Below are 21001 nucleotides of genomic sequence, written 5' to 3' on the forward strand. Positions count from 1 at the left end.
TTTATATTTGAGGTCGGACTTTTGTCCCAGCCTCCACTCCCTTTTCTGATTTTCAGGAGAGAAGATTGCTAAAAAACAAGAGGAGCAAAAGAATGTCTCAAGCGACAAAATGAACTTTAGAAGTTTCATTTAAACATTTTGTTATAAAAGCTATTAACAAAATTTACGATTCAGGACATTGTAGAAGATTGTGGTATCAATCGGATGATCTTTTATCATAAATATATATGTGTGCGATTTGGTAGAATGGTCTTGTTTTGAGTTTACTAAAAAGTAAAACGTTGCTGTCCAAGTAGATGTTCAAGAAATTTTATTAAAATAGTAGAACTTTTCTCATTTTGTTCTTTTCTCTTGTGCTTGATTAAGCTTTTATTTATAATAATTCTAAATAAAGAGGAAAGAGAAGGTTGACGATGATGAGAGAACAAGAGATTGATAAGAATTTTAGCGGTCGGCTTAATATTTTGCGAGCTGGAGTATTGGGGGCCAATGATGGTATTATTTCTATCGCGGGTGTGGTAATAGGGGTAGCAAGTGCGACAGAAAGTATTTGGATTATCTTTCTTTCTGGGTTAGCAGCAGTCTTTGCGGGAGCTTTTTCCATGGCAGGTGGTGAATATGTATCTGTTTCCACTCAAAAGGATACGGAGGAGGCCGCAGTTGTCAGAGAGCGAGATCTTTTAATGAAAAATCCGGATATTGCTAGGCAGTCGCTCTATGCAGCTTATATCCAGAATGGCGAGTGTGAGACTTCTGCCCAGCTTTTAACCAATCGAGCTTTTTTAAAGGATCCTCTCAAAGCTTTGGTAGCGGAAAAGTATGGTATTGAAGTGGAAGAATTTACTAATCCTTGGCATGCAGCAATCTCTAGCTTTATCGCTTTTGTAGCAGGAGCTATCTTTCCCATGCTGAGCATTGTCTTCTTTTCTGCTAGTTATAGAATTCCGGCGACAGTAGTCATCGTTGCTTTATCGCTATTGGGAACGGGATACACCAGTGCCAAGTTAGGAAAAGCACCGATAAAAAATGCCATGATTCGAAACTTAGTCATTGGACTTTTGACTATGACAGTAACTTATCTTGTAGGTCAATTATTTGCTATTTAATTTCGAAATAAAAAACCTTTATGAGGAGTGATTTTGATTGTAGGTCATTCTATTTGACTTTATAGTCAATTCTTTTTAGAATTATCTGTCAACCACAATGCTGAAATCAATTAATTTTCTTACGATTGATAAGTGTAGCATCAAATAAAATACAGGAATAAATTTTCTTGTATTTTCCTTTTTCTTATGCTATAATGTAGATAATGAATATGAAAGAGAGGCGAGGAAATATCTTCGCCTCTTATCTGTGAGGAGGTGTAGTCTTATCACAACGATTGTCAAATTAGTAAAAGAAGTTGTTGAACCGGTCGTTCAAGAGCCGTATGAATTAGTGGATATTGAGTACGGTAAAATGGGGAGTGACCATGTTCTTAGTATTTTTGTAGATAAGCCAGGAGGAATCACTGTAAATGATACGGCAGAATTGACGGACATCATCAGTCCACTTTTGGATACGATTAAGCCGGATCCCTTTCCTGAGCAGTATTTTCTTGAAGTAACTAGCCCAGGGTTGGAACGTCCGCTGAAAACGAAAGAACAACTAGCAGCTGCAGTTGGGGAATATATCCATGTTAGTCTGTATCAAGCACTTGATAAAAGTAAAGTCTTTGAAGGGACACTGCTTTCTTTCGAGGAAGATCATTTAACAATGGAATATATGGATAAGACTCGTAAGAAAGTTGTTCAAATTCCTTACCAGCTAGTATCCAAAGCAAGATTAGCAGTCAAATTTTAGCAAGAATATAATAAAGAAAGGATTGCTTTTGTTTCCACAAAAGCTGAAAAAACATGAGTAAAGAAATGCTAGAGGCCTTCCGTATTTTGGAAGAAGACAAAGGGATCAAAAAAGAAGATATTATCGAAGCGGTGACGGAGTCACTTCGTTCGGCTTATCGTCGTCGCTATGGTCAAGCAGATAGTGCAGCCATTGAATTCAACGAAAAAACAGGAGATTTTCGTGTTTATACCGTTCGTGAAGTGGTAGACGAAGTTTTTGATAGCCGTTTAGAAATCAGTTTAAAAGATGCTCTTGCTATTAGCTCGGCTTATGAACTTGGTGATAAAATAAAATTTGAAGAGGCACCAACTGAATTTGGACGGGTAGCAGCTCAGTCTGCTAAGCAAACGATTATGGAAAAAATGCGCAAGCAGACACGCGCAATCACTTACAATAAGTATAAAGAACATGAAAATGAAATCATGTCAGGAACAGTCGAGCGCTTTGACAATCGTTTTATCTATGTCAATCTAGGTAGCATTGAAGCACAGTTGTCGAAGCAAGACCAGATTCCTGGTGAAGTATTTGCTTCTCATGACCGCATCGAAGTCTTTGTCTATAAGGTAGAAGACAATCCTCGCGGTGTCAATGTTTTTGTCAGCCGCAGCCATCCAGAAATGATTAAACGCTTAATGGAGCAGGAAATTCCAGAAGTTTATGACGGAACAGTTGAAATCATGAGTGTTTCTCGTGAAGCAGGTGATCGGACTAAGGTTGCTGTACGCAGTCACAATCCCAATGTAGATGCAATCGGTACAATTGTTGGTCGTGGTGGTGCAAATATTAAGAAAATTACCAGCAAATTTCATCCGGCTAAATATGATGCCAAATCTGGCCGTATGATTCCTGTAGAGGAAAATATTGATGTCATTGAGTGGGTGGCAGATCCTGCAGAATTTATCTACAATGCGATTGCTCCTGCAGAAGTCGATCAAGTTATCTTTGATAGTGAGGATAGCAAGCATGCTCTTGTTGTTGTACCAGATAATAAGCTATCACTTGCTATTGGGCGTCGAGGGCAAAATGTGCGCTTAGCAGCTCATTTGACAGGTTATAGAATTGATATCAAATCTGCAAGTGAATTTGAAGCTATGGAAGAAGCAGGTGAGCTTGGTGGATTTGCTGAAGAAGCAGATGAATTTGCAACAATTGAAAGTCCTGTGGAAACAGAATTTTTAGAAAGTGAAGTTGAAGCAGAAGACTAAGGAGGGGGAAATGGCAAAAACAAGAAAAATCCCTTTACGAAAATCAGTAGTTTCTAATGAAGTTATTGACAAGCGTGATTTGCTTCGGATTGTCAAAAATAAAGAAGGCCAAATTTTTATTGACCCGACAGGAAAGGCCAATGGACGAGGAGCTTATATCAAGCTTGATAATGAAGAAGCGCTTCAAGCTAAGCAAAAACGAGTCTTTAATCGCAGTTTCAATATGGAAGTGGAAGACGATTTTTACGATGAGCTGATTGCTTATGTGGATCACAAGGTCAAAAGAAGAGAGTTAGGTCTTGAATAAGCAAAAACTAGCAAATTTACTTGGCTTAGCACAACGAGCAGGTCGCATCATATCGGGTGAAGAATTGGTTGTTAAGGCAATACAAGATAAGAAAGCAAAGTTAGTCTTTTTAGCCAATGATGCTGCTCCAAATTTGACCAAGAAAATTACTGATAAAAGTCATTATTACAAAGTAGAAGTATCAACCGTGTTTTCAACACTGGAATTAAGCACCGCAGTAGGCAAGGCAAGAAAAGTGCTTGCCATCACTGATGCTGGATTTACAAAGAAAATGAGGTCTCTTATGGAATAGAAGAGGAGGACAAGATTTGTCTAAAGTAAGATTGTACGAAATCGCGAAAGAACTGGGAAAAGAAAGCAAGGAAATTGTGGCGCGTGCAAAAGAGCTTGGTATTGAGGTGAAAAGTCATGCCAGCAGCGTGGAAAGTGAAATAGCAACACGTATCACAGCTAGCTTTTCTCAAGCAGCAGTTCCTAAAAAAGAAACGACTCAAAAGCCGACTCAATCGTTGCCTAAAGAGCAACCGTCAGCTTTAACGGCAGTAAAAGAAACGACCGAGGCTGAGAAGAAAGCAGAGCCGAAGGCAGTAGCTCCGAAGCAAAAGTCGGAAGTGGAAATGAAGTCGGCGCCTGCAAAACCAAAAAGTCGTAATTTTAAGGCTGAACGAGAGGCAAGAGCAAAAGAGCAAGCAGAACGACGGAATAAACAGCAAGACAATCGTCCGCAAAAACAACAAAATGGCGATAAACGAAATCGAGATGAGCGTAATCAGCGTAATAATCGAAGCAATCAAAATCGCAATGACCGAGGAAATCGCAACGAACAACGCGACAACCGCAATCATCGAAACCAAGACAATCGTCGTCAAGAACAAAATCGTTCAAATATTGCAAATCAGAATCGCCCTCAAACAAATCAAGGACCACGCATTGATTTCAAGGCGCGTGCAGCAGCTCTGAAAGCTGAACAAAATGCTGAATACGCTCGTGGTAGTGAAGAACGTTTCAAACAAGCTCAGGCTGCGAAAGCAGCTCAACGCGAGCAGAATAAACGGAAAGAACCTGTAGAAGAATTATTCAAAGCAGCAGCGCCTATCGTGGAAGCAACAAAGCCAGCTCCACAGCCCCAAGTTGCTTCTGAAGCGAGTCAAACTCCCGCAGTTGACACTCGTCGTAAAAAACAAGCCCGGCCAGACAAGAAGCGCGATGACTTTGATCGTGAAGAAGATGGTCCAAGAAAACAACAAAAGAATCGAAGCAGTCAAAATCAAGTGAGAAATCAAAAAAATAGTAATTGGAATCATAACAAGAAAAATAAAAAAGGCAAGAATAATCGGAACAATAACCAAACTCCAAAACCAGTTACAGAACGCAAGTTCCATGAATTGCCTAAAGAATTTGAATACACAGAAGGTATGACCGTTGCAGAAATTGCAAAACGGATTAAACGTGAACCAGCCGAAATTGTCAAGAAACTCTTTATGATGGGGGTTATGGCAACGCAGAATCAATCGTTGGACGGCGATACTATTGAACTTCTGATGGTAGATTATGGCATTGAAGCACATGCTAAAGTTGAAGTCGATAATGCAGATATCGAACGTTTCTTTGTGGATGATGATTATCTTGATCCAGATGCCTTGGTAGAGCGTCCGCCAGTTGTGACCATCATGGGACACGTTGACCATGGGAAAACAACACTTTTGGATACCTTGCGTAATTCTCGTGTTGCTACAGGTGAAGCAGGTGGGATTACACAACATATTGGTGCTTACCAGATTGAAGAAAATGGTAAGAAAATTACCTTCCTTGATACACCAGGGCATGCAGCTTTCACCTCTATGCGGGCGCGCGGTGCTTCTGTCACAGATATTACGATTCTTGTCGTAGCAGCAGATGATGGAGTCATGCCTCAAACAATTGAAGCGATTAACCATTCAAAAGCAGCCAATGTGCCAATTATTGTAGCGATTAACAAGATTGATAAGCCAGGTGCTAATCCTGAACGTGTCATCGGTGAATTAGCTGAATATGGAGTTATGTCTACAGCATGGGGCGGTGATTCTGAATTTGTTGAAATCTCAGCTAAGTTCAACCAAAATATTGATGAACTGCTCGAAACCGTTCTCCTTGTAGCTGAAATTCAAGAGCTAAAAGCTGATCCAAAGGTTCGCGCAATTGGTACAGTAATCGAAGCGCGCTTGGATAAAGGAAAAGGTGCAGTTGCAACCTTGCTTGTTCAACAAGGTACCTTAAATGTACAAGATCCAATTGTTGTTGGTAATACTTTTGGTCGTGTGCGTGCTATGACTAATGACCGTGGACGTCGAGTGAAAGTTGCGGGGCCATCGACACCAGTGTCTATCACAGGTTTAAATGAAACACCAATGGCTGGTGACCATTTTGCCGTATATGAAGATGAAAAAGCAGCACGTGCAGCTGGTGAAGAACGTGCAAAACGTGCTCTCATGAAACAACGTCAAGCAACGCATCGTGTTAGTTTGGAAAATCTCTTTGATACCCTTAAAGCTGGTGAAGTCAAGTCTGTCAATGTTATTATCAAAGCCGACGTACAAGGTTCAGCGGAAGCATTAACAGCATCTCTTCAGAAGATTGAAGTGGAAGGTGTTAAAGTAACAATTGTTCACTCAGCAGTTGGTGCGATTAACGAATCAGATGTTACTCTTGCGGAAGCTTCCAATGCCTTTATCATTGGTTTCAATGTTCGTCCTACTCCACAAGCTCGTCAACAAGCAGAAGCCGATGATGTCGAAATTCGTCTTCACAGCATTATTTATAAAGTCATCGAAGAAGTAGAAGATGCCATGAAAGGGATGTTGGATCCAGAATACGAAGAAAAAATTATCGGTGAAGCTGTTATCCGTGAAACCTTCAAGGTTTCTAAAGTCGGTACCATCGGCGGATTTATGGTGGTTAGCGGTAAAGTAACTCGTGATTCTAAGGTTCGTGTGATTCGTGATGGTGTTGTCATCTTTGATGGTGCGCTTGCTAGCCTCAAACATTATAAGGATGATGTGAAAGAAGTCGGAAATGGGCAAGAAGGTGGTCTTATGGTTGAGAACTACAATGACATCAAGGTAGACGACATGATTGAAGCCTACATCATGGAAGAAATCACAAAATAAGATATGAATGGAAGAGAGACAGACTATGATTTATTGAAGTCTGCCTCAACCTTTTTCTAAAGTAAGTGAAAGGAGATATCATGGCAAATCAATTTCGTGTGGATCGTGTGGGCATGGAAATCAAACGTGAAGTCAATGAAATTTTGCAAAAAAAAGTTCGTGATCCGCGTGTTCAAGGAATTACCATTACAGATGTGCAAATGTTGGGCGACTTGTCAATGGCAAAAGTATACTACACGCTGATGAGCAACCTTGCTTCTGAGCAAGAAAAAGCTCAAATTGGTTTAGAAAAAGCCAAAGGAACGATCAAACGTGAATTGGGTCACAACTTGAAGATGTATAAAATTCCTGATTTGACATTTATCAAAGATGAATCCATTGAATACGGGAATAAAATTGACCAAATGCTCCGCGATTTAGAACAAAAATAAAACGTGATTTTAGCTATATCAATATATTTAAAAAGAAAGGAAATTCTATTTTTCTTTCTTTTTTTGATAAAAATGCTAAAAAAGGCTTGTTACTTTTACACTTATCCTTTAAAATAGAAAAGGAGATAATCCGCTACAGATTTTTCGGAGGAGAAAAGATGTCCATCAATTGGCAGCAAATTATATTTAGCTTTTTAGGCGGTTTAGGACTTTTTCTATATAGTATTCGAATGATGGGAGATGGCTTGCAGCAAGCTGCGGGTGATCGGCTTCGTTATTTCATTGACAAATATACCAGCAATCCATTTTTTGGTGTTCTGGTTGGAATTGGTCTAACAGCCTTGATTCAGTCAAGTTCAGGTGTGACAGTTATTACAGTTGGATTGGTGAGTGCAGGCCTTTTAACACTCAGACAGGCAATTGGGATTGTCATGGGGGCCAATATTGGAACAACGGTAACCTCTTTTATCATTGGTTTTAAACTGGGCGATTATGCATTACCCATTCTCTTTTTAGGAGCAGTCTGTCTCTTCTTTACCAAAAAGCGCTCTATCAATAATATTGGTCGTGTCTTATTTGGGGTCGGTGGGATTTTCTTTGCTTTAAATCTGATGAGTGGCGCTATGGAGCCATTGAAAGATTTAGATGCTTTTCGTGAATACATGATAAAGTTAAGTGGAAATCCAGTCCTTGGTGTGTTTGTAGGAACAGGGATTACATTGCTCATTCAAGCTTCGTCTGCTACCATTGGGATTTTGCAGAATCTGTATGCAAGTGGCTTGATTGAGCTAAAAGGAGCTTTGCCAGTTCTTTTTGGGGATAATATCGGGACAACGATTACAGCGATTATTGCATCTTTAGGTGCCAATATTGCAGCAAAACGTGTGGCAAGTGCTCATGTAATGTTTAACGTGGTTGGTACCATTTTGTGTTTGATTGTGTTAGGACCATTTACAAGCTTGATTCAGTGGTTTCAAACAGCTCTCCATTTAAGCCCAGAAATGACTATTGCCTTTGCTCACGGAACTTTTAATGTTACTAATACCATTATTCAATTTCCATTTATTGGCTTTTTAGCTACCTTGGTAACAAAACTGATTCCAGGTGAAGATGAAGTTGTGAAATATGAACCGCTTTATTTAGATCCGATTTTAATCAAACAAGCTCCGTCTTTGGCGCTTGGAAATGCCAAAAAAGAATTGCTGCATTTAGGACGTTATGCGATGCGTTCATTTGAGTTGGCTTATGATTATATTGTGAACAATACTGAAAAGTCAGCAGACAAGGGACACAAGGTAGAAGAAGCAATCAATAAGATTGATGAAGATCTCACACGTTACCTCATTGATTTATCTAGTGAGCCTCTTAGCCAAAAAGAAAGTGAAGTGCTGACAAATATTTTGGATTCATCTCGAGATTTAGAAAGAATCGGGGACCATGGTGAAGCGCTGATTAACTTGACTGATTATATCCGTCGGAAAAAGGTGGAATTTTCTCCAGCAGCTTTGCAAGAGTTGGAATTGATTTACAATATGACGCTCAGCTTCATAAAAGAATCATTGAAGTCTGTAGAAGATAATGATATTGAATTGGCCAATAGTTTGGTGGCTAAGCATGAAGCGATTGATAAAATGGAACGAAAGCTACGGAAAACGCACATTCATCGTCTGAACAGAGGTGAATGCTCTACGCAAGCTGGGGTGAACTTTATTGATATCATCTCTCACTATACGAGAGTAGCGGATCACGCCATGAACTTAGCGGAAAAGGTCCAAGCGGAACAAATTTAAGATTGAGAGACAAACTGCTGAGGTGGTTTGTTTTTTTGTACCCTACTTATCTTTTATGATCAAGTAGAAAGTTTATTAATAATGACTCTGTGAGATCAAGTTGGGTACACAAGAAAAAGTGGAACATCTGTGCTGTAATACTGGCTTGACTCTGTTATCAATCCAATGTGATAGAGCAAATAGAGGTAGAGTAGAACTTGAAAGATGTCACAGTTTATCTTTATCAAAACTTACAAACTCTAAACCAGTTCATCAAGGAGAAAAATATAAATTTCGAAATATACTTTTTACTTTTGATTAAATCTTTCTTGTAAAGTTGCATTTGTTAAACTATTCGAACCTCTTATTGCTAGTTATCAGTGGATTGTGGATATTGGTTTAGAAAAGTTTTTGGTATGTTTTGTAAGATAAACTTATGTTTTTGATGAAAACATCACTGTGATGAGGGCTTGTCATAACTAGTGGTAACGAAATCTGCTCTGAAACTAGTCATATAAAAACCAGTCCTCATTAAGCGAGGACTGGCTAGTTGTTTAGTTTGTTATTAGAACAATATATCAAAAGTTAGTTTAACCACTGTGTGCTGAATGGTATACATAAATAATGTAAGAAAACCTATAAATTAGCCCTACTGCATTATTCAAAAGTTACCTTAATTGGTATTTTGGCAACAGTTTCTGTAATATCATAAATGACTTCTAAATTGCATTCTAAAACTTTTGGTTTGGTAATACTAGCTGCTTCTAAAGCATTTATTGGTAATTTAATACTACCTTCAGAAGTAGCAGAAGCTTTTAAGGTATCAGAGCAAATGATAATTTTGTGGTCATCATTATTGGAAATATTATTGACTTTACCATTACGAGTTTGCACTTCATATTCTTTATTGGAAGTATTTTTATATGCTAACTTAAGGGTATATTCGTAATCATCTTTTTCTAGCCCTTTATAGGTAAGTGTGACACCTTTGCCTTCGTAAATAACTGTGTCAATAGCTGTGGTAGAAAATTCAATGGTTTTTGAGCTTTGTTCTGCTTTTTGACTAGAACTGGTCTTGGGTATTTCAGAAGATGATGTGTCTGTTGATTTCTTATTATTACCGCAAGCAACTAAAAGCAGAATGGTAAGTAAGGAGACAGCGACTGTAAAGACTTTCTTTTTCATGATACACCTCCAAAGATAAGTGTGCTAGGCGCAGACTAAAGTCGTTTAAAGCCGATTTGTCTCTTTTAAATTGGGAATCAGCTCCTTGCGACAAAAATCAACACAAAATACTTTTTCCATATTTATTATAACACAATACAGACAATTATTCAAATAAAAGATAGAACATAAAGACTTAAATAAGGTAGTAACCGGAAAGTCGAATATAAACTTGATGGTTTAGGTTGAGTGCCTTAATTGATTCATTTGACAGAAATTATCTATTTAGTACTAAAAATATGAAAACAACAAGAAAAAACAAGACGACTATAAGGTTGGTCTGAATTTAATATCGAAAAATATCTAGCAAACAAGACTTGCAAATGGAATGAGTACTAGTATTTGTCCTAAAATAAGCAGCATCAAAGTCAGCTCCTGCCAATATGGAATTTAGATCACTCTTTTAAACGAAGTGTACTACAAGTTTGTTAAATGGACAGTATAGAAAATAGTATAAACAGTAGTGTTTATACAATCACTTAAAATCTAGCAAGATAGGTCTATACCATTTACAAAAAGAAAAGAAAGCGATATAATGAAAGAGACATAATGAACAATGCGAGAGTGATTTAAAATACCATTTACAGTTGTCTAAAGTGACAGCTTATATAAACTCTCACTGAAAGAAGGAGGTTTTATTATGCCTAAATATATTCAAGCAGATCGATTTTTCTATCCCCATGGTATCCGTCAAGGTGGCTACTTGGAAATCACAGATGGTAAATTTGGCAAATGGACGAAAGCTATTCCGGCAGGTGCGGATGTGATAGATTATACAGGTTATTCTATCGCACCGGGACTGGTGGATACCCATATTCATGGTTTTGGCGGTGTCGATGTCATGGATAACAATATTGAGGGCACCCTTCATACGATGAGTGAAGGTCTCTTGACGACGGGGGTGACTAGTTTTCTGCCAACGACTTTGACTTCAAGCTATGAACAACTCTTGGCTGTGACAGAAAATATCGGTGCTCATTATCAGGAAGCGACAGGTGCTAAGATTCGTGGCTTATATTTTGAAGGTCCGTATTTCACAGAAAAATATAAAGGAGCCCAAAATCCAATTTACATGAAAAATCCTCGAATGGATGAATTTCGTGCTTGGAAAAAAGCATCGAATGGTTTGCTCAATAAAATCGCTCTAGCTCCAGAACGAGAAGGTGTGGAAGATTTTGTTCGAACTATTACTGATGAAGGGGTTACGGTTGCACTTGGGCACTCAAATGCAACGTTTGAAGAAGCAAAGGCTGCGGTAGATGCAGGTGCCAGTGTCTGGGTGCATGCTTATAATGGTATGCGCGGCTTAACCCACCGTGAGTTGGGGATGGTTGGCGCTATGTATGAATTGCCACACACTTATGCTGAATTAATCTGTGATGGACACCATGTGGATCCAAAGGCTTGTGACATCTTGATGAAGCAAAAAGGGCATGAAAATGTTGCGCTCATCACAGACTGTATGACTGCAGGAGGCTTGGAAGACGGTGACTATATGTTGGGAGAATTTCCAGTAGTAGTCGCAAATGGAACTGCTCGACTCAAATCAACAGGTAACCTAGCCGGTTCTATCTTGAAATTGAAAGACGGGTTAAAGAACGTTGTCAAATGGGGGATTGCTAACCCACACGAAGCAGTTATGATGGCAACCCTCAATCCGGCTAAATCCGTTCATATTGAGGATGTTTGTGGTCAAATCAAGGAAGGACATGATGCAGACTTCATTGTGTTGGACAAGGATTTGGAACTGGTTGCGACCTACTTGGATGGCGAAAAGAGATACGAAGCTAAATAGAATCTTTTTATCTTGAAAGAGTTGGGAAACCGACTCTTTTCATTTTACTTTTTAAAATACATGTAGTTAAGAAAAGGTTTTTAAGGATTTGAATTGCAATAAGGGGCGTGATATAATGAGGTTATCTGAGTCGTATGCTCATGATTGTAGTTGGCATAACTTTTATTACTTATAGTTTTCTCGGCAGGGGAATGGCACCAACCAAGGAGAATGTCTTTAAACCCAAATCCTTGAAAAAGAAAGCTAAGAAATAGATTTTTTGTTGGAAGGGGTAGTTGACTGGGCTGCCTGCTTGCTTAATAAAGGAGACGGAGATGGAACGTTATCAATTAAACAATGGTGTAGAGATTCCGGTTTTGGGCTTTGGAACTTGGAAGGCTCAAGATGGTGAAGAGGCCTATCAGGCGGTGCTAACAGCACTTGAAGCAGGCTACCGACACATTGATACTGCGGCTGTTTATAAGAATGAGGGAAGTGTGGGTAGTGCAATCAAAGACAGTGGTATACCGCGAGAAGAGCTCTTTATTACGACCAAGCTCTGGAATGGTAATCATACTTATGAGGAGACTCAAGGAGCTTTTGCCCGCTCCTTAGAGCGTTTGGGGCTGGACTATCTGGACCTCTATCTTATCCACTGGCCCAATCCAAAACCTCTGCGAGAGCAGGAAGCTTGGAAGGAGCGCAATCGGGAGGTTTGGCGGGCTATGGAAGACCTCTATCGGGAGGGGAAAATCCGAGCTATCGGTGTCAGCAATTTCCTGCCTCACCACCTAGAGCCTCTGCTTGAGACAGCGCGTATTTTGCCTGCGGTCAATCAAATTCGTCTGGCGCCTGGTGTCTATCAAGCTGAAACAGTGGACTATTGTCGTAAGCATGATATTCTCCTAGAGGCTTGGGGTCCCTTCGGTCAAGGGGAACTTTTCCGCAATGAAGAAGTCAAGGCTGTGGCCGATAAATACGGCAAATCTGTCGCCCAAATCGCTCTGGCTTGGAGCCTGCAAGAGGGCTTCCTGCCCCTGCCCAAGTCGGTTACGCCTGAGCGAATCAAGAGCAATCTGGACTGCTTTGACATTACCCTCAGTCCAGCAGACCTAGAAGTGTTGAAAAACATTCAAGGTCTTGAAGGCGGCGCTCCAGATCCAGATAAGATGGATTTTTAGATGATGATTGACTGAAACTGTAATCAAAACTTTCTCTTCTGTGCGATAAAGAAATCAAAGGGCTGATTGAGGAGGTTATTGAGCTACTGGGAGTGGGAAGATAAGGAAGAAAAGAAGCAGTCAAGGCTTCAGTCAATATCATTTATCAACGTCCTACTCCAATCTAGGAGTCGAATCGTCTTCCTTACTAAAATTTGGAGGGAATCTAGCTTTCAGATAGTCCTATTTATGAAAATTTCCAAATAATCTATCCCTCGAATGACAGGATTTACTAAAATTGATTGGCATTCTATGTCTAGGATGACACTAATCACTAAAGTTTCTAGGTATTCTAAGTCTTGAATGATCGGATGATTCGTTTTTTATAGACAAATAGTCCCCGTCGGAAGGTTTACTAGCAATCAGATGGGGATTTTTGCTGCCTTTTTTCTTTGAAAAAGAGAAAAATGCCTTTTCGGAGCTTAAAAACAACATTTCAGAGTAGCCTTGCCAAAGATTTATCACCACATGCTATACTTGTTTTATCATATTTGTGGAAAGGATTATTATGACAAAAACCTACACCATTCGCCCCCTGCCTTACAGCAACTTTACTAACCGTGAGTTTGAGAGCTTGATGACGGACTCTCATCAGGTTCTTACTAGCTTTGCCAAGTCCTACAAGGATGAGGCTATGTATGATGATCATCTTGAAGTCTTTGACAGTAAGCTGGAGCAATTCCAAGCCCAGTTGGCCAGCGTAGAAAATAAACAAACCTTGAGTCTAGCAGAAGTGGATAAGGAGCGGGACAGTGCCCTAGTCGGACTGTTTACCTTGCATAGGGGCTTTGCCAAAATCAAGGAGCCCAATCTCAAAGCTGCCCACGAAACCCTAACGCCAGTCCTTGCGAAGTATAAGGACATCACCAAGCATACCAACGATGTCGCAACTGCTGAAATCAAGAGTCTCCTCAAAACCCTCAAGGAGGAACCTTATGATGCAGCAGTGACTACCTTGGGTCTTCTGCCGATGCTTACCGCCGTGGCAACAGCTCAGGAAGACTATGACCGGGCAGAAACTCTGGCGCGTGCAGCCAAGTCCAGCAAAGAAGTCGGCAAAACCAAGCAGTTGCGTACCGAGCTCTCCCGTATCTATGACCTCTTTATGCGCTATACCGCAGCCTCCGCAGAAGCCTATCCCGAAAAACTCCACTTTGCTAAACTCCTCAAAGACCTCAACACCATCCGCGACAGCAAGCGCCGCCTATCCAGTCCAAGCAAGAAAGCAAAAACGGAACAAGTGGCAGAGATGGCAGGGTAAAGTCAATCCCTTAGAATGATTTCTAGGGGATTTTTGGTGGTTTCGTGGTATAATTCTATCAAAAGAAACCTACACAAACTTGATGAAACTGCAGGTGAGTGAAAAATGGGAAGCGAATTATTATGAACGAAGAAAAATTATTGGGAAATATATCATTTATACTTTCTATTACAAGAAACGATGGAAGCAAAGCAAATTTTATATATAATAACTAATTTTACCGACGATTTTGATAATTCTGAGATATTCATACCACTTTTCCCGTTTTTATCATCAATTTGTTTAGGCTGGATTGAGAAGTTTCAAGAACAAGGAATCATTTTAGAATTACCAAACATCAGAGATGTAAACCTTGTAACCATGATGAAAAAAATTAGAATTGGCGTGAAGCTCTATTCTGATAATAAATTTGCAAAAGCTTGTAATAAGTTAAGTAATAGTGCGGTTGAAAGAAAGCGCCTATTAGAGTCGAACTATAATTTTTATCAAAAATTTTTTGTTTATTGCTTTGTGCAGCACGATTTGGGAGTTTTACTATTGATGATATTCCTTATGGAAACATTAGTCAAATGAGTATATATTTTGAGGTTAAATAAATTTACAACTATAGAAAAGTGGGAACAAGAAATAGAACCAATTTTTATTGATTATTCTCGTGATCTGTCTGCTTTTATCAATTCGGTCACTTCAAATTTTGAAAAAGATTTTAATTTAGATCCAGCAATGAAACTGGATATTTCAAGTTGTAAATTAAGACATATTGATAAGTTTTTAATGGATAACAGAAGGCAAGATATTTTACTAGGGAATCTGCCACTTGAAGTTCAATTACAGTTATTCAATATTCTATGTCAGAACAATTTTCTAAATAGCTTATTCCCGAAAGTATTCTAAAATAAAGGTAATATATTCTATCGTTCAAAAATCCAATCTTATCTAGTTAGCGTCAATTCTTTAGCAAAAATTTTAAGTAAATATTCCAAAAGTATTAATTCTGGTTTAGCAGAAAAAATACAAACTACTATTTACGTAAAAGGTAATATTTTCTTAGAGATAGTCAATTTAGAAATAATATTTTTCATTATTCTATTAAAGAAATTCCTTATTCCCAGTTTTCAACTCCGGACAATTATTTTAGGGATTTTATTGAGTATTATGTAGATATTAATTTTGACAATTTCATGAAAATAGTTGATGAAGAGATAGATAAAATTAATGAAGTTGTTGAGGAATTAATAAAATATAGATAAAGGAGAATTATTGTGGTTGATACTATTTGGATTTTGGGAATGGTTTTGATATTGTGATGGTACGAAAAACGTCTTTTCTTTATGTGTGCTAAACGAAAGAATGCTAGAAGATAATTGAAAAGTTAGGGAGAAGAGATGAATTTATTGACTATTAGAGGATTTATTGGTACAATTTTACTATTTTGTATGTATTATTTTCTAAAAAAGATTCGGATGAAAATAATTTAAGGCTTTATTTGTCCTGATATACAACATAAATCTCAGGATATATTGAATATTTTAAACGATGAATATTCTTCAAAATTTAATAAACTATTAGATGAAAAGGGTATATCAATTGATAATTAAATGAAATTTGGAGTATAGGTGATAGAAATTATTATGGATAAGGTAGATATTTGTCAAAACTTGGGTAATTTTTTAAATTCACAGTTTATCAGTTCAACGCTTGGAGCATTGGTTGGTGGTGGGATAGCTGTGTATGTCGCACATATCCAGAATAAACAACAAACAAAGCAATTACAAGAAGAACATAAGCTACAACGAGAATATTTTGATAAACAAGAGGAAAACGAACGAGAACGCATCTTCTTACAATTTACGATTGAACGAGCTGAAAGATCTTATCAAATTTTGAATGAGTTGAAAAAGGCTGAGACAATGTTTCGTGATGAGGGGATATGGTTTGTCGAAAATGTTGCAAAGAAATTGGATTTCAAAACTGAGTTCGTTAAATATTATTATAAACACTTAATTAATAAATATTATCACTATATAGATTTAAGAGATGATTTGTTATTAAGTATCGTCATTCAAGATGATGTCAAACTTTCTCAGTTAAAAACAGCAGTTAATGAGGAAGTTGTCCTATTTAGTAATTTTTTTGAAAAAATTTCTAAGGTAAATAACTTTGATGAATATACAAAAATTGCCGATGAATTCTCGGAGAAAACGAGATTAATTGAAAAATGTGATGAATTTAAAACCTACTTAACTAAATATATTAGGGATAGTACATTTAGATTAGTAACCCCAGAAAAAATGGCTGAAAAGATATTAAAACAAACAACGGGAAATTCAAAAATTCAATTTGAAATTGTGAGAAAGCAAGAAATGAATGAACAAGGTAAAAAATAGATTTGAAAACTTTAGTGAAGAGTGCAAGAAAGAAAAATTAGACACTTTTGTTGACTTTTTTTGATACCCAATGTAAAATAAAATATTTTCCTTTTACAAATTTCCTATTTCTTGCTATAATGTTTTGTATGAAAGAAGTCTCATGCAATTACTTGCTAGCGAGTCTGGGATGGTGGAAGCCAGATAAGAGCTAAATGAAGATGGAGCTTTCGGTAAATTTTAGTCCTTGATGTTATCTTAAGGCTATATTAACAATGAAGTAATAAACTAGGGTGGAACCGCGTTTTGACGCCCCTATACAAATCTGTATAGGTATCGTGTCAAGTGCAGTTCTGCTTTTTGTTTTGTCAGTCAAATTGATTCACTTGTTGACGCTAGTGTTATTTCTACTATAAACTCAGGTTAGTAAGAATATTATCATAAAAAGAATGGAGTATCTTATGTCAAAGAAGTTGACTTTTCAAGAAATTATTTTAACGTTGCAGCAATTCTGGAATGATCAGGGCTGTATGCTTATGCAGGCTTACGATAATGAAAAAGGTGCTGGTACCATGAGTCCTTATACTTTCTTGCGTGCCATTGGTCCTGAGCCGTGGAATGCAGCTTATGTAGAGCCTTCACGTCGTCCAGCAGATGGACGTTACGGTGAAAATCCGAATCGCCTTTACCAACACCACCAGTTTCAAGTTGTGATGAAACCAAGTCCAAGTAATATTCAAGAGCTGTATTTGCAGTCTTTGGAGTTATTGGGAATTAATCCGTTGGAACATGATATTCGCTTTGTAGAGGACAATTGGGAAAATCCTTCAACAGGTTCTGCAGGTCTAGGATGGGAAGTATGGCTTGACGGTATGGAAATCACGCAGTTTACTTATTTCCAACAGGTCGGTGGTTTGCCTACCAACCCAGTGACATCTGAAGTTACCTATGGTTTGGAGCGCTTGGCATCTTATATCCAAGAGGTGGATTCTGTTTATGATATTGAATGGGCTGATGGCGTAAAATACGGAGAAATCTTCCGCCAACCAGAATTTGAACATTCAAAATACAGTTTTGAAGTGAGCGACCAAGCTTTGCTTTTAGCAAATTTTGATCATTTTGAAGCAGAGGCGAAGCGCTGTTTAGAATACAATCTCGTTCATCCTGCTTATGATTATGTATTGAAATGTTCTCATACTTTTAATTTATTGGATGCTCGTGGAGCTGTTTCGGTGACGGAGCGGGCAGGTTACATTGCTCGGATTCGCAATTTGGCACGTATTGTTGCTAAAACTTTTGTGGCAGAGCGCAGACGACTAGGCTATCCATTATTAGATGAAGCAACACGTGAGAAATTATTGGCTGAGGAGGAATAAAAATGACAAAGAATTTATTGGTTGAGTTAGGGCTGGAAGAAATGCCGGCCTATGTCGTAACACCAAGTATGAAGCAATTACGTGATAAAATGGCAGCCTTTTTAACAGACAATCGTTTAACTTTTGATAAGATTGAAATGTTTTCAACTCCTCGTCGCTTGGCTGTGCGCGTGTCCAATTTAAGTGAGAAGCAAACGGACTTAACAGAAGATTTTAAAGGTCCAAGCAAGAAGATTGCTTTGGATGCAGAGGGAAATTTCACCAAAGCCGCGCAAGGTTTTGTTCGTGGAAAAGGCTTGACGGTTGAAGATATCACATTTCGTGACATCAAAGGCGAAGAATATGTCTATGTGACCAAGCAAGAAATCGGAAAACCTGTTGAAGAATTGATTGACGGAGTTGTTGATGTGCTGACTTCACTAAGCTTTCCGGTCAATATGCACTGGGGGAGCAATACATTTGAATATATCCGTCCCGTTCATACCCTAACTGTGTTGTTGGACGATGAGTCCTTTTTGATGAATTTGTTCGATATTGAAAGCGGACGGACAAGTCGGGGTCATCGTTTTCTCGGTCATGAAGTGAAGATTCAGTCAGCAGATTCTTATGAAGAGGACTTGCGCAAAGTTTTTGTCATTGCCAGCCCAATGGAACGCGAAAACATGATTTTGGATCAAATCAAAGAAATCGAGAAAATGCACAATGTTCATGTGGAGATTGACGAAGATTTGCTGGACGAAGTGCTGAATTTGATTGAATACCCAACCGCTTTTATCGGACGTTTTGACGAGCGTTACCTAGATGTACCTGAGGAAGTCCTTGTGACTTCCATGAAAGTCAATCAACGCTACTTTGTTGTTCGTAACGAAAATGGCAAGCTACTTCCATATTTTGTATCGGTACGTAACGGAAATGCAGAACATCTCGAAAATGTGGTCAAAGGGAATCAGAAAGTGTTGGTAGCTCGTTTGGAAGATGCAGAATTTTTCTGGCGCGAAGACCAACGATTGGTTATTTCTGATTTGGTTGAAAAGTTGAAAAATGTGACCTTCCATGAAAAAATCGGCTCTCTAGCAGAGCACATGGAGCGAACAGCAAAAATTGCAGCCCTTTTAGCAGAAAAAGCTCAGTTATCTAAGCAAGAAATGAAAGACGTAGCGCGAGCTGCAGCTATTTACAAGTTTGATTTGTTGACTGGTATGGTTGGTGAGTTTGATGAGCTGCAAGGTATCATGGGGGAAAAATATGCCCTGCTTGCAGGAGAAAACACAGCAGTAGCTAAAGCCATTCGGGAGCATTATTTGCCAACTGCCAGTGATGGTGAATTGCCAGACACGAAAATTGGTGCCATTTTAGCCATTGCAGACAAGATGGATACGATTCTTTCTTTTTTCTCAGTCGGACTCATTCCAAGCGGTTCAAATGACCCTTATGCTCTTCGTAGAGCAACGCAAGGTGTCGTGCGCATTTTGGATAAATTTGGTTGGCACATTGCTTTAGATGAATTGATAGAAGAGATTTATGCGCTGCAATTTGACAGTCTCACATATAGCAATAAAGAACAAGTGCTTGATTTCTTCCGTGCACGTATTGAAAAAATGATGGACAGCGATGTTCCAAAAGATATCGTGTCTTCTGTTTTAAATAGTTCAACGTTTGTTGTGCGGGACTTGGTTGAAGCAGCAAGTCTTTTGGCAGAAAAAGCACAAGAAGATTCTTTCAAATCGTCGGTCGAAAGTTTAGCACGTGTCTTTAACTTGGCAGAAAAAGCAGAAACGGCTGGTGTTGTGGACGAGAGCCTCTTTGAAAATGCCGAAGAAAAAGCTCTTCATGCAGCAGTAGAAAACTTAACGTTATCTGATGACTTAGCAGATAATATTGAGCAACTCTTCGCTTTAAGTCCAGTGATTGATGATTTCTTTAACAATACTATGGTTATGGCTGAAGATGAAGCAATCCGAGCAAATCGTTTGGCACTCTTAGTTGCCTTAATGACGAAAGCCAAAAAAGTGGCACAATTTAACCAAATCAATACAAAATAATCCAAGGAGGGAAAAATGGAACCAAAGAAAATTGAACGCATCAATGAACTTGCCAAAAAGAAAAAAACAGTTGGCCTAACGCCAGAAGAAAAAGTAGAGCAAGCTAAATTGCGTGAAGAATACATTGAAGGCTATCGTCGTAGCGTTCGCCACCACATTGAAGGGATTAAAATTGTGGATGAAGAGGGAAATGACATCACGCCAGAAAAACTTCGCCAAGTCCAACGTGAAAAAGGTTTGCACGGTCGAAGTTTGGATGACCCAAATTCGTAATAAAGGTAACAAAAAATCGCTGAGAAATGTCTCTCAGCAATTTTTTGTTCATCTATTTTGTAATATCTTCAAAGTGGTCAAATGTTTGACTGTCAATAACCGCCATCAACAGTTCGTCCTTTTTAAAGGTATAGTCAGGTGATGTATCAATGTTGAGAACACCGTTGGGCGTTTCTCGAAAACCAATGATATTGAGGTTGTAGTTTTGACGAAGTTTTAATTGAGCTAAATTTTTACCAATCCAAGACTGAGGTGGATAAAATTCAATAATAGATACATTTTTATCTAGTTCAATGACGTCAGTCGTAGCTTGATGCAGGATATTTTTTGCAAGTGAAATTCCTGTTTCACGCTCAGGGGAGATGCAGCGGTCTGCTCCAACCTTTAGCAAGACTTCTCTGGTTGTTTTACTTTTCACCTTGGCAATTACTTTTTCAACGCCTAACGATTTGCAGTGCATAACAGCAAGGACACTCGATTCTAGATTGTCTCCAGTAGCGACCACGACCGTATCACAGGTATCAATCCCTGCCGCCTGAAGCAAATCATGGTCTGTAATATCGCCGACCACACCTCGCGCTAAAATGGGTTCAAAATGATTGATGACATCTTCATGGTCATCGACAGCGATAATATCGCAGTTGTATTTGCGAAGTGTGTTAATGATACTGCGACCGAAAACTCCCAGCCCTAGTATACCGATTGTTCGTTTATCCATAAGAT

Annotated in this window: 19 protein-coding genes; 17 read left to right on the forward strand and 2 right to left on the reverse strand. The window is 38.7% G+C overall.

The window, feature by feature from the left end:
• Nucleotides 1-416: 416 nt before the first annotated feature.
• From HMPREF3249_RS00615 to HMPREF3249_RS00650, 8 genes are all read left to right on the forward strand, one after another.
• Complete coding sequence (locus tag HMPREF3249_RS00615) at nucleotides 417-1106, forward strand: VIT1/CCC1 transporter family protein (RefSeq protein ID WP_026248194.1); 690 nt, start codon at nucleotides 417-419, stop codon at nucleotides 1104-1106.
• Between the two features lie 247 nt (nucleotides 1107-1353).
• On the forward strand, nucleotides 1354-1842 hold the full coding sequence (gene rimP, locus HMPREF3249_RS00620) for a ribosome maturation factor RimP (protein WP_006269953.1): 489 nt from the start codon (nucleotides 1354-1356) through the stop codon (nucleotides 1840-1842).
• A 53-nt stretch (nucleotides 1843-1895) separates the two neighbouring features.
• Nucleotides 1896-3089, forward strand: coding sequence for a transcription termination factor NusA (gene nusA / locus HMPREF3249_RS00625; RefSeq protein ID WP_003078357.1), 1194 nt, complete (start codon nucleotides 1896-1898; stop codon nucleotides 3087-3089).
• A 10-nt stretch (nucleotides 3090-3099) separates the two neighbouring features.
• Nucleotides 3100-3396, forward strand: coding sequence for an RNase P modulator RnpM (gene rnpM / locus HMPREF3249_RS00630; protein ID WP_003033741.1), 297 nt, complete (start codon nucleotides 3100-3102; stop codon nucleotides 3394-3396).
• Nucleotides 3389-3688, forward strand: coding sequence for a YlxQ-related RNA-binding protein (locus tag HMPREF3249_RS00635; protein ID WP_003073828.1), 300 nt, complete (start codon nucleotides 3389-3391; stop codon nucleotides 3686-3688). Before rnpM ends, HMPREF3249_RS00635 begins: the two co-directional genes overlap by 8 nt.
• 16 nt (nucleotides 3689-3704) lie before the next feature.
• Nucleotides 3705-6542 carry a translation initiation factor IF-2 gene (infB, locus tag HMPREF3249_RS00640; RefSeq protein WP_070867438.1) on the forward strand — a complete coding sequence of 946 codons (2838 nt, stop codon included), beginning with the start codon at nucleotides 3705-3707 and terminating at the stop codon, nucleotides 6540-6542.
• Nucleotides 6543-6622: 80 nt separating this feature from the next.
• Nucleotides 6623-6973, forward strand: coding sequence for a 30S ribosome-binding factor RbfA (gene rbfA, locus HMPREF3249_RS00645; RefSeq protein ID WP_049516895.1), 351 nt, complete (start codon nucleotides 6623-6625; stop codon nucleotides 6971-6973).
• A gap of 158 nt (nucleotides 6974-7131) precedes the next feature.
• Nucleotides 7132-8763, forward strand: a complete 1632-nt coding sequence (locus HMPREF3249_RS00650; protein ID WP_070867439.1) for a Na/Pi cotransporter family protein — start codon at nucleotides 7132-7134, stop codon at nucleotides 8761-8763.
• Between the two features lie 636 nt (nucleotides 8764-9399).
• Here the strand turns inward: HMPREF3249_RS00650 and HMPREF3249_RS00655 are convergent.
• Complete coding sequence (locus HMPREF3249_RS00655) at nucleotides 9400-9927, reverse strand: hypothetical protein (RefSeq protein ID WP_004224278.1); 528 nt, start codon at nucleotides 9925-9927, stop codon at nucleotides 9400-9402.
• 679 nt (nucleotides 9928-10606) lie between these two features.
• Between HMPREF3249_RS00655 and nagA the strand changes: the two genes are divergently transcribed.
• The 9 genes from nagA (at nucleotide 10607) to HMPREF3249_RS00695 (ending at nucleotide 20278) form a co-directional block, all read left to right on the forward strand.
• The gene (nagA, locus tag HMPREF3249_RS00660) at nucleotides 10607-11761 is read left to right on the forward strand and encodes an N-acetylglucosamine-6-phosphate deacetylase (protein ID WP_004224277.1); all 1155 of its coding nucleotides are present in this window, start codon (nucleotides 10607-10609) and stop codon (nucleotides 11759-11761) included.
• A 314-nt stretch (nucleotides 11762-12075) separates the two neighbouring features.
• Complete coding sequence (locus tag HMPREF3249_RS00665; RefSeq protein ID WP_004224271.1) at nucleotides 12076-12921, forward strand: aldo/keto reductase; 846 nt, start codon at nucleotides 12076-12078, stop codon at nucleotides 12919-12921.
• Nucleotides 12922-13468: 547 nt separating this feature from the next.
• Nucleotides 13469-14221: a DUF6261 family protein gene (locus HMPREF3249_RS00670; protein ID WP_003025945.1), complete on the forward strand. Its 753-nt coding sequence runs from the start codon at nucleotides 13469-13471 to the stop codon at nucleotides 14219-14221.
• Between the two features lie 180 nt (nucleotides 14222-14401).
• The gene (locus HMPREF3249_RS09580) at nucleotides 14402-14794 is read left to right on the forward strand and encodes a hypothetical protein (RefSeq protein WP_224785098.1); all 393 of its coding nucleotides are present in this window, start codon (nucleotides 14402-14404) and stop codon (nucleotides 14792-14794) included.
• Between the two features lie 9 nt (nucleotides 14795-14803).
• The gene (locus HMPREF3249_RS09585; RefSeq protein WP_004224255.1) at nucleotides 14804-15115 is read left to right on the forward strand and encodes a hypothetical protein; all 312 of its coding nucleotides are present in this window, start codon (nucleotides 14804-14806) and stop codon (nucleotides 15113-15115) included.
• 737 nt (nucleotides 15116-15852) lie between these two features.
• On the forward strand, nucleotides 15853-16608 hold the full coding sequence (locus HMPREF3249_RS00680) for a hypothetical protein (RefSeq protein ID WP_004224253.1): 756 nt from the start codon (nucleotides 15853-15855) through the stop codon (nucleotides 16606-16608).
• A gap of 440 nt (nucleotides 16609-17048) precedes the next feature.
• Entirely contained in the window at nucleotides 17049-17963 is a 915-nt protein-coding gene (gene glyQ, locus HMPREF3249_RS00685; RefSeq protein WP_003025941.1) for a glycine--tRNA ligase subunit alpha, read from the forward strand.
• A 2-nt stretch (nucleotides 17964-17965) separates the two neighbouring features.
• Nucleotides 17966-20005: a glycine--tRNA ligase subunit beta gene (gene glyS / locus HMPREF3249_RS00690; protein ID WP_059221161.1), complete on the forward strand. Its 2040-nt coding sequence runs from the start codon at nucleotides 17966-17968 to the stop codon at nucleotides 20003-20005.
• Nucleotides 20006-20020: 15 nt separating this feature from the next.
• A complete protein-coding gene (locus HMPREF3249_RS00695; protein ID WP_003025937.1) occupies nucleotides 20021-20278 on the forward strand; it encodes a DUF896 family protein in 258 nt (85 codons plus the stop codon).
• Between the two features lie 52 nt (nucleotides 20279-20330).
• Here the strand turns inward: HMPREF3249_RS00695 and HMPREF3249_RS00700 are convergent, their stop codons facing one another.
• Nucleotides 20331-20996: a potassium channel family protein gene (locus HMPREF3249_RS00700; RefSeq protein WP_049516889.1), complete on the reverse strand. Its 666-nt coding sequence runs from the start codon at nucleotides 20994-20996 to the stop codon at nucleotides 20331-20333.
• Between the last annotated feature and the right edge of the window lie 5 nt (nucleotides 20997-21001).

The sequence above is a fragment of the Streptococcus sp. HMSC36C04 genome, from assembly GCF_001839535.1.
Classification (GTDB): domain Bacteria; phylum Bacillota; class Bacilli; order Lactobacillales; family Streptococcaceae; genus Streptococcus; species Streptococcus hominis.

What these genes read in the sequence shown, in the direction of transcription:
- HMPREF3249_RS00670 (WP_003025945.1), top strand. Translation starts at nt 13,469, where the DNA reads ATGACAAAAACCTACACCATTCGCCCCCTGCCTTACAGCAACTTTACT.
- HMPREF3249_RS00655 (WP_004224278.1), bottom strand. Translation starts at nt 9,927, where the DNA reads ATGAAAAAGAAAGTCTTTACAGTCGCTGTCTCCTTACTTACCATTCTG.
- nagA (WP_004224277.1), top strand. Translation starts at nt 10,607, where the DNA reads ATGCCTAAATATATTCAAGCAGATCGATTTTTCTATCCCCATGGTATC.
- nusA (WP_003078357.1), top strand. Translation starts at nt 1,896, where the DNA reads ATGAGTAAAGAAATGCTAGAGGCCTTCCGTATTTTGGAAGAAGACAAA.
- HMPREF3249_RS00700 (WP_049516889.1), bottom strand. Translation starts at nt 20,996, where the DNA reads ATGGATAAACGAACAATCGGTATACTAGGGCTGGGAGTTTTCGGTCGC.
- HMPREF3249_RS09580 (WP_224785098.1), top strand. Translation starts at nt 14,402, where the DNA reads ATGGAAGCAAAGCAAATTTTATATATAATAACTAATTTTACCGACGAT.
- glyS (WP_059221161.1), top strand. Translation starts at nt 17,966, where the DNA reads ATGACAAAGAATTTATTGGTTGAGTTAGGGCTGGAAGAAATGCCGGCC.
- rnpM (WP_003033741.1), top strand. Translation starts at nt 3,100, where the DNA reads ATGGCAAAAACAAGAAAAATCCCTTTACGAAAATCAGTAGTTTCTAAT.
- glyQ (WP_003025941.1), top strand. Translation starts at nt 17,049, where the DNA reads ATGTCAAAGAAGTTGACTTTTCAAGAAATTATTTTAACGTTGCAGCAA.
- rbfA (WP_049516895.1), top strand. Translation starts at nt 6,623, where the DNA reads ATGGCAAATCAATTTCGTGTGGATCGTGTGGGCATGGAAATCAAACGT.
- HMPREF3249_RS00615 (WP_026248194.1), top strand. Translation starts at nt 417, where the DNA reads ATGAGAGAACAAGAGATTGATAAGAATTTTAGCGGTCGGCTTAATATT.
- HMPREF3249_RS00650 (WP_070867439.1), top strand. Translation starts at nt 7,132, where the DNA reads ATGTCCATCAATTGGCAGCAAATTATATTTAGCTTTTTAGGCGGTTTA.
- HMPREF3249_RS00680 (WP_004224253.1), top strand. Translation starts at nt 15,853, where the DNA reads ATGGATAAGGTAGATATTTGTCAAAACTTGGGTAATTTTTTAAATTCA.
- HMPREF3249_RS00665 (WP_004224271.1), top strand. Translation starts at nt 12,076, where the DNA reads ATGGAACGTTATCAATTAAACAATGGTGTAGAGATTCCGGTTTTGGGC.
- HMPREF3249_RS00695 (WP_003025937.1), top strand. Translation starts at nt 20,021, where the DNA reads ATGGAACCAAAGAAAATTGAACGCATCAATGAACTTGCCAAAAAGAAA.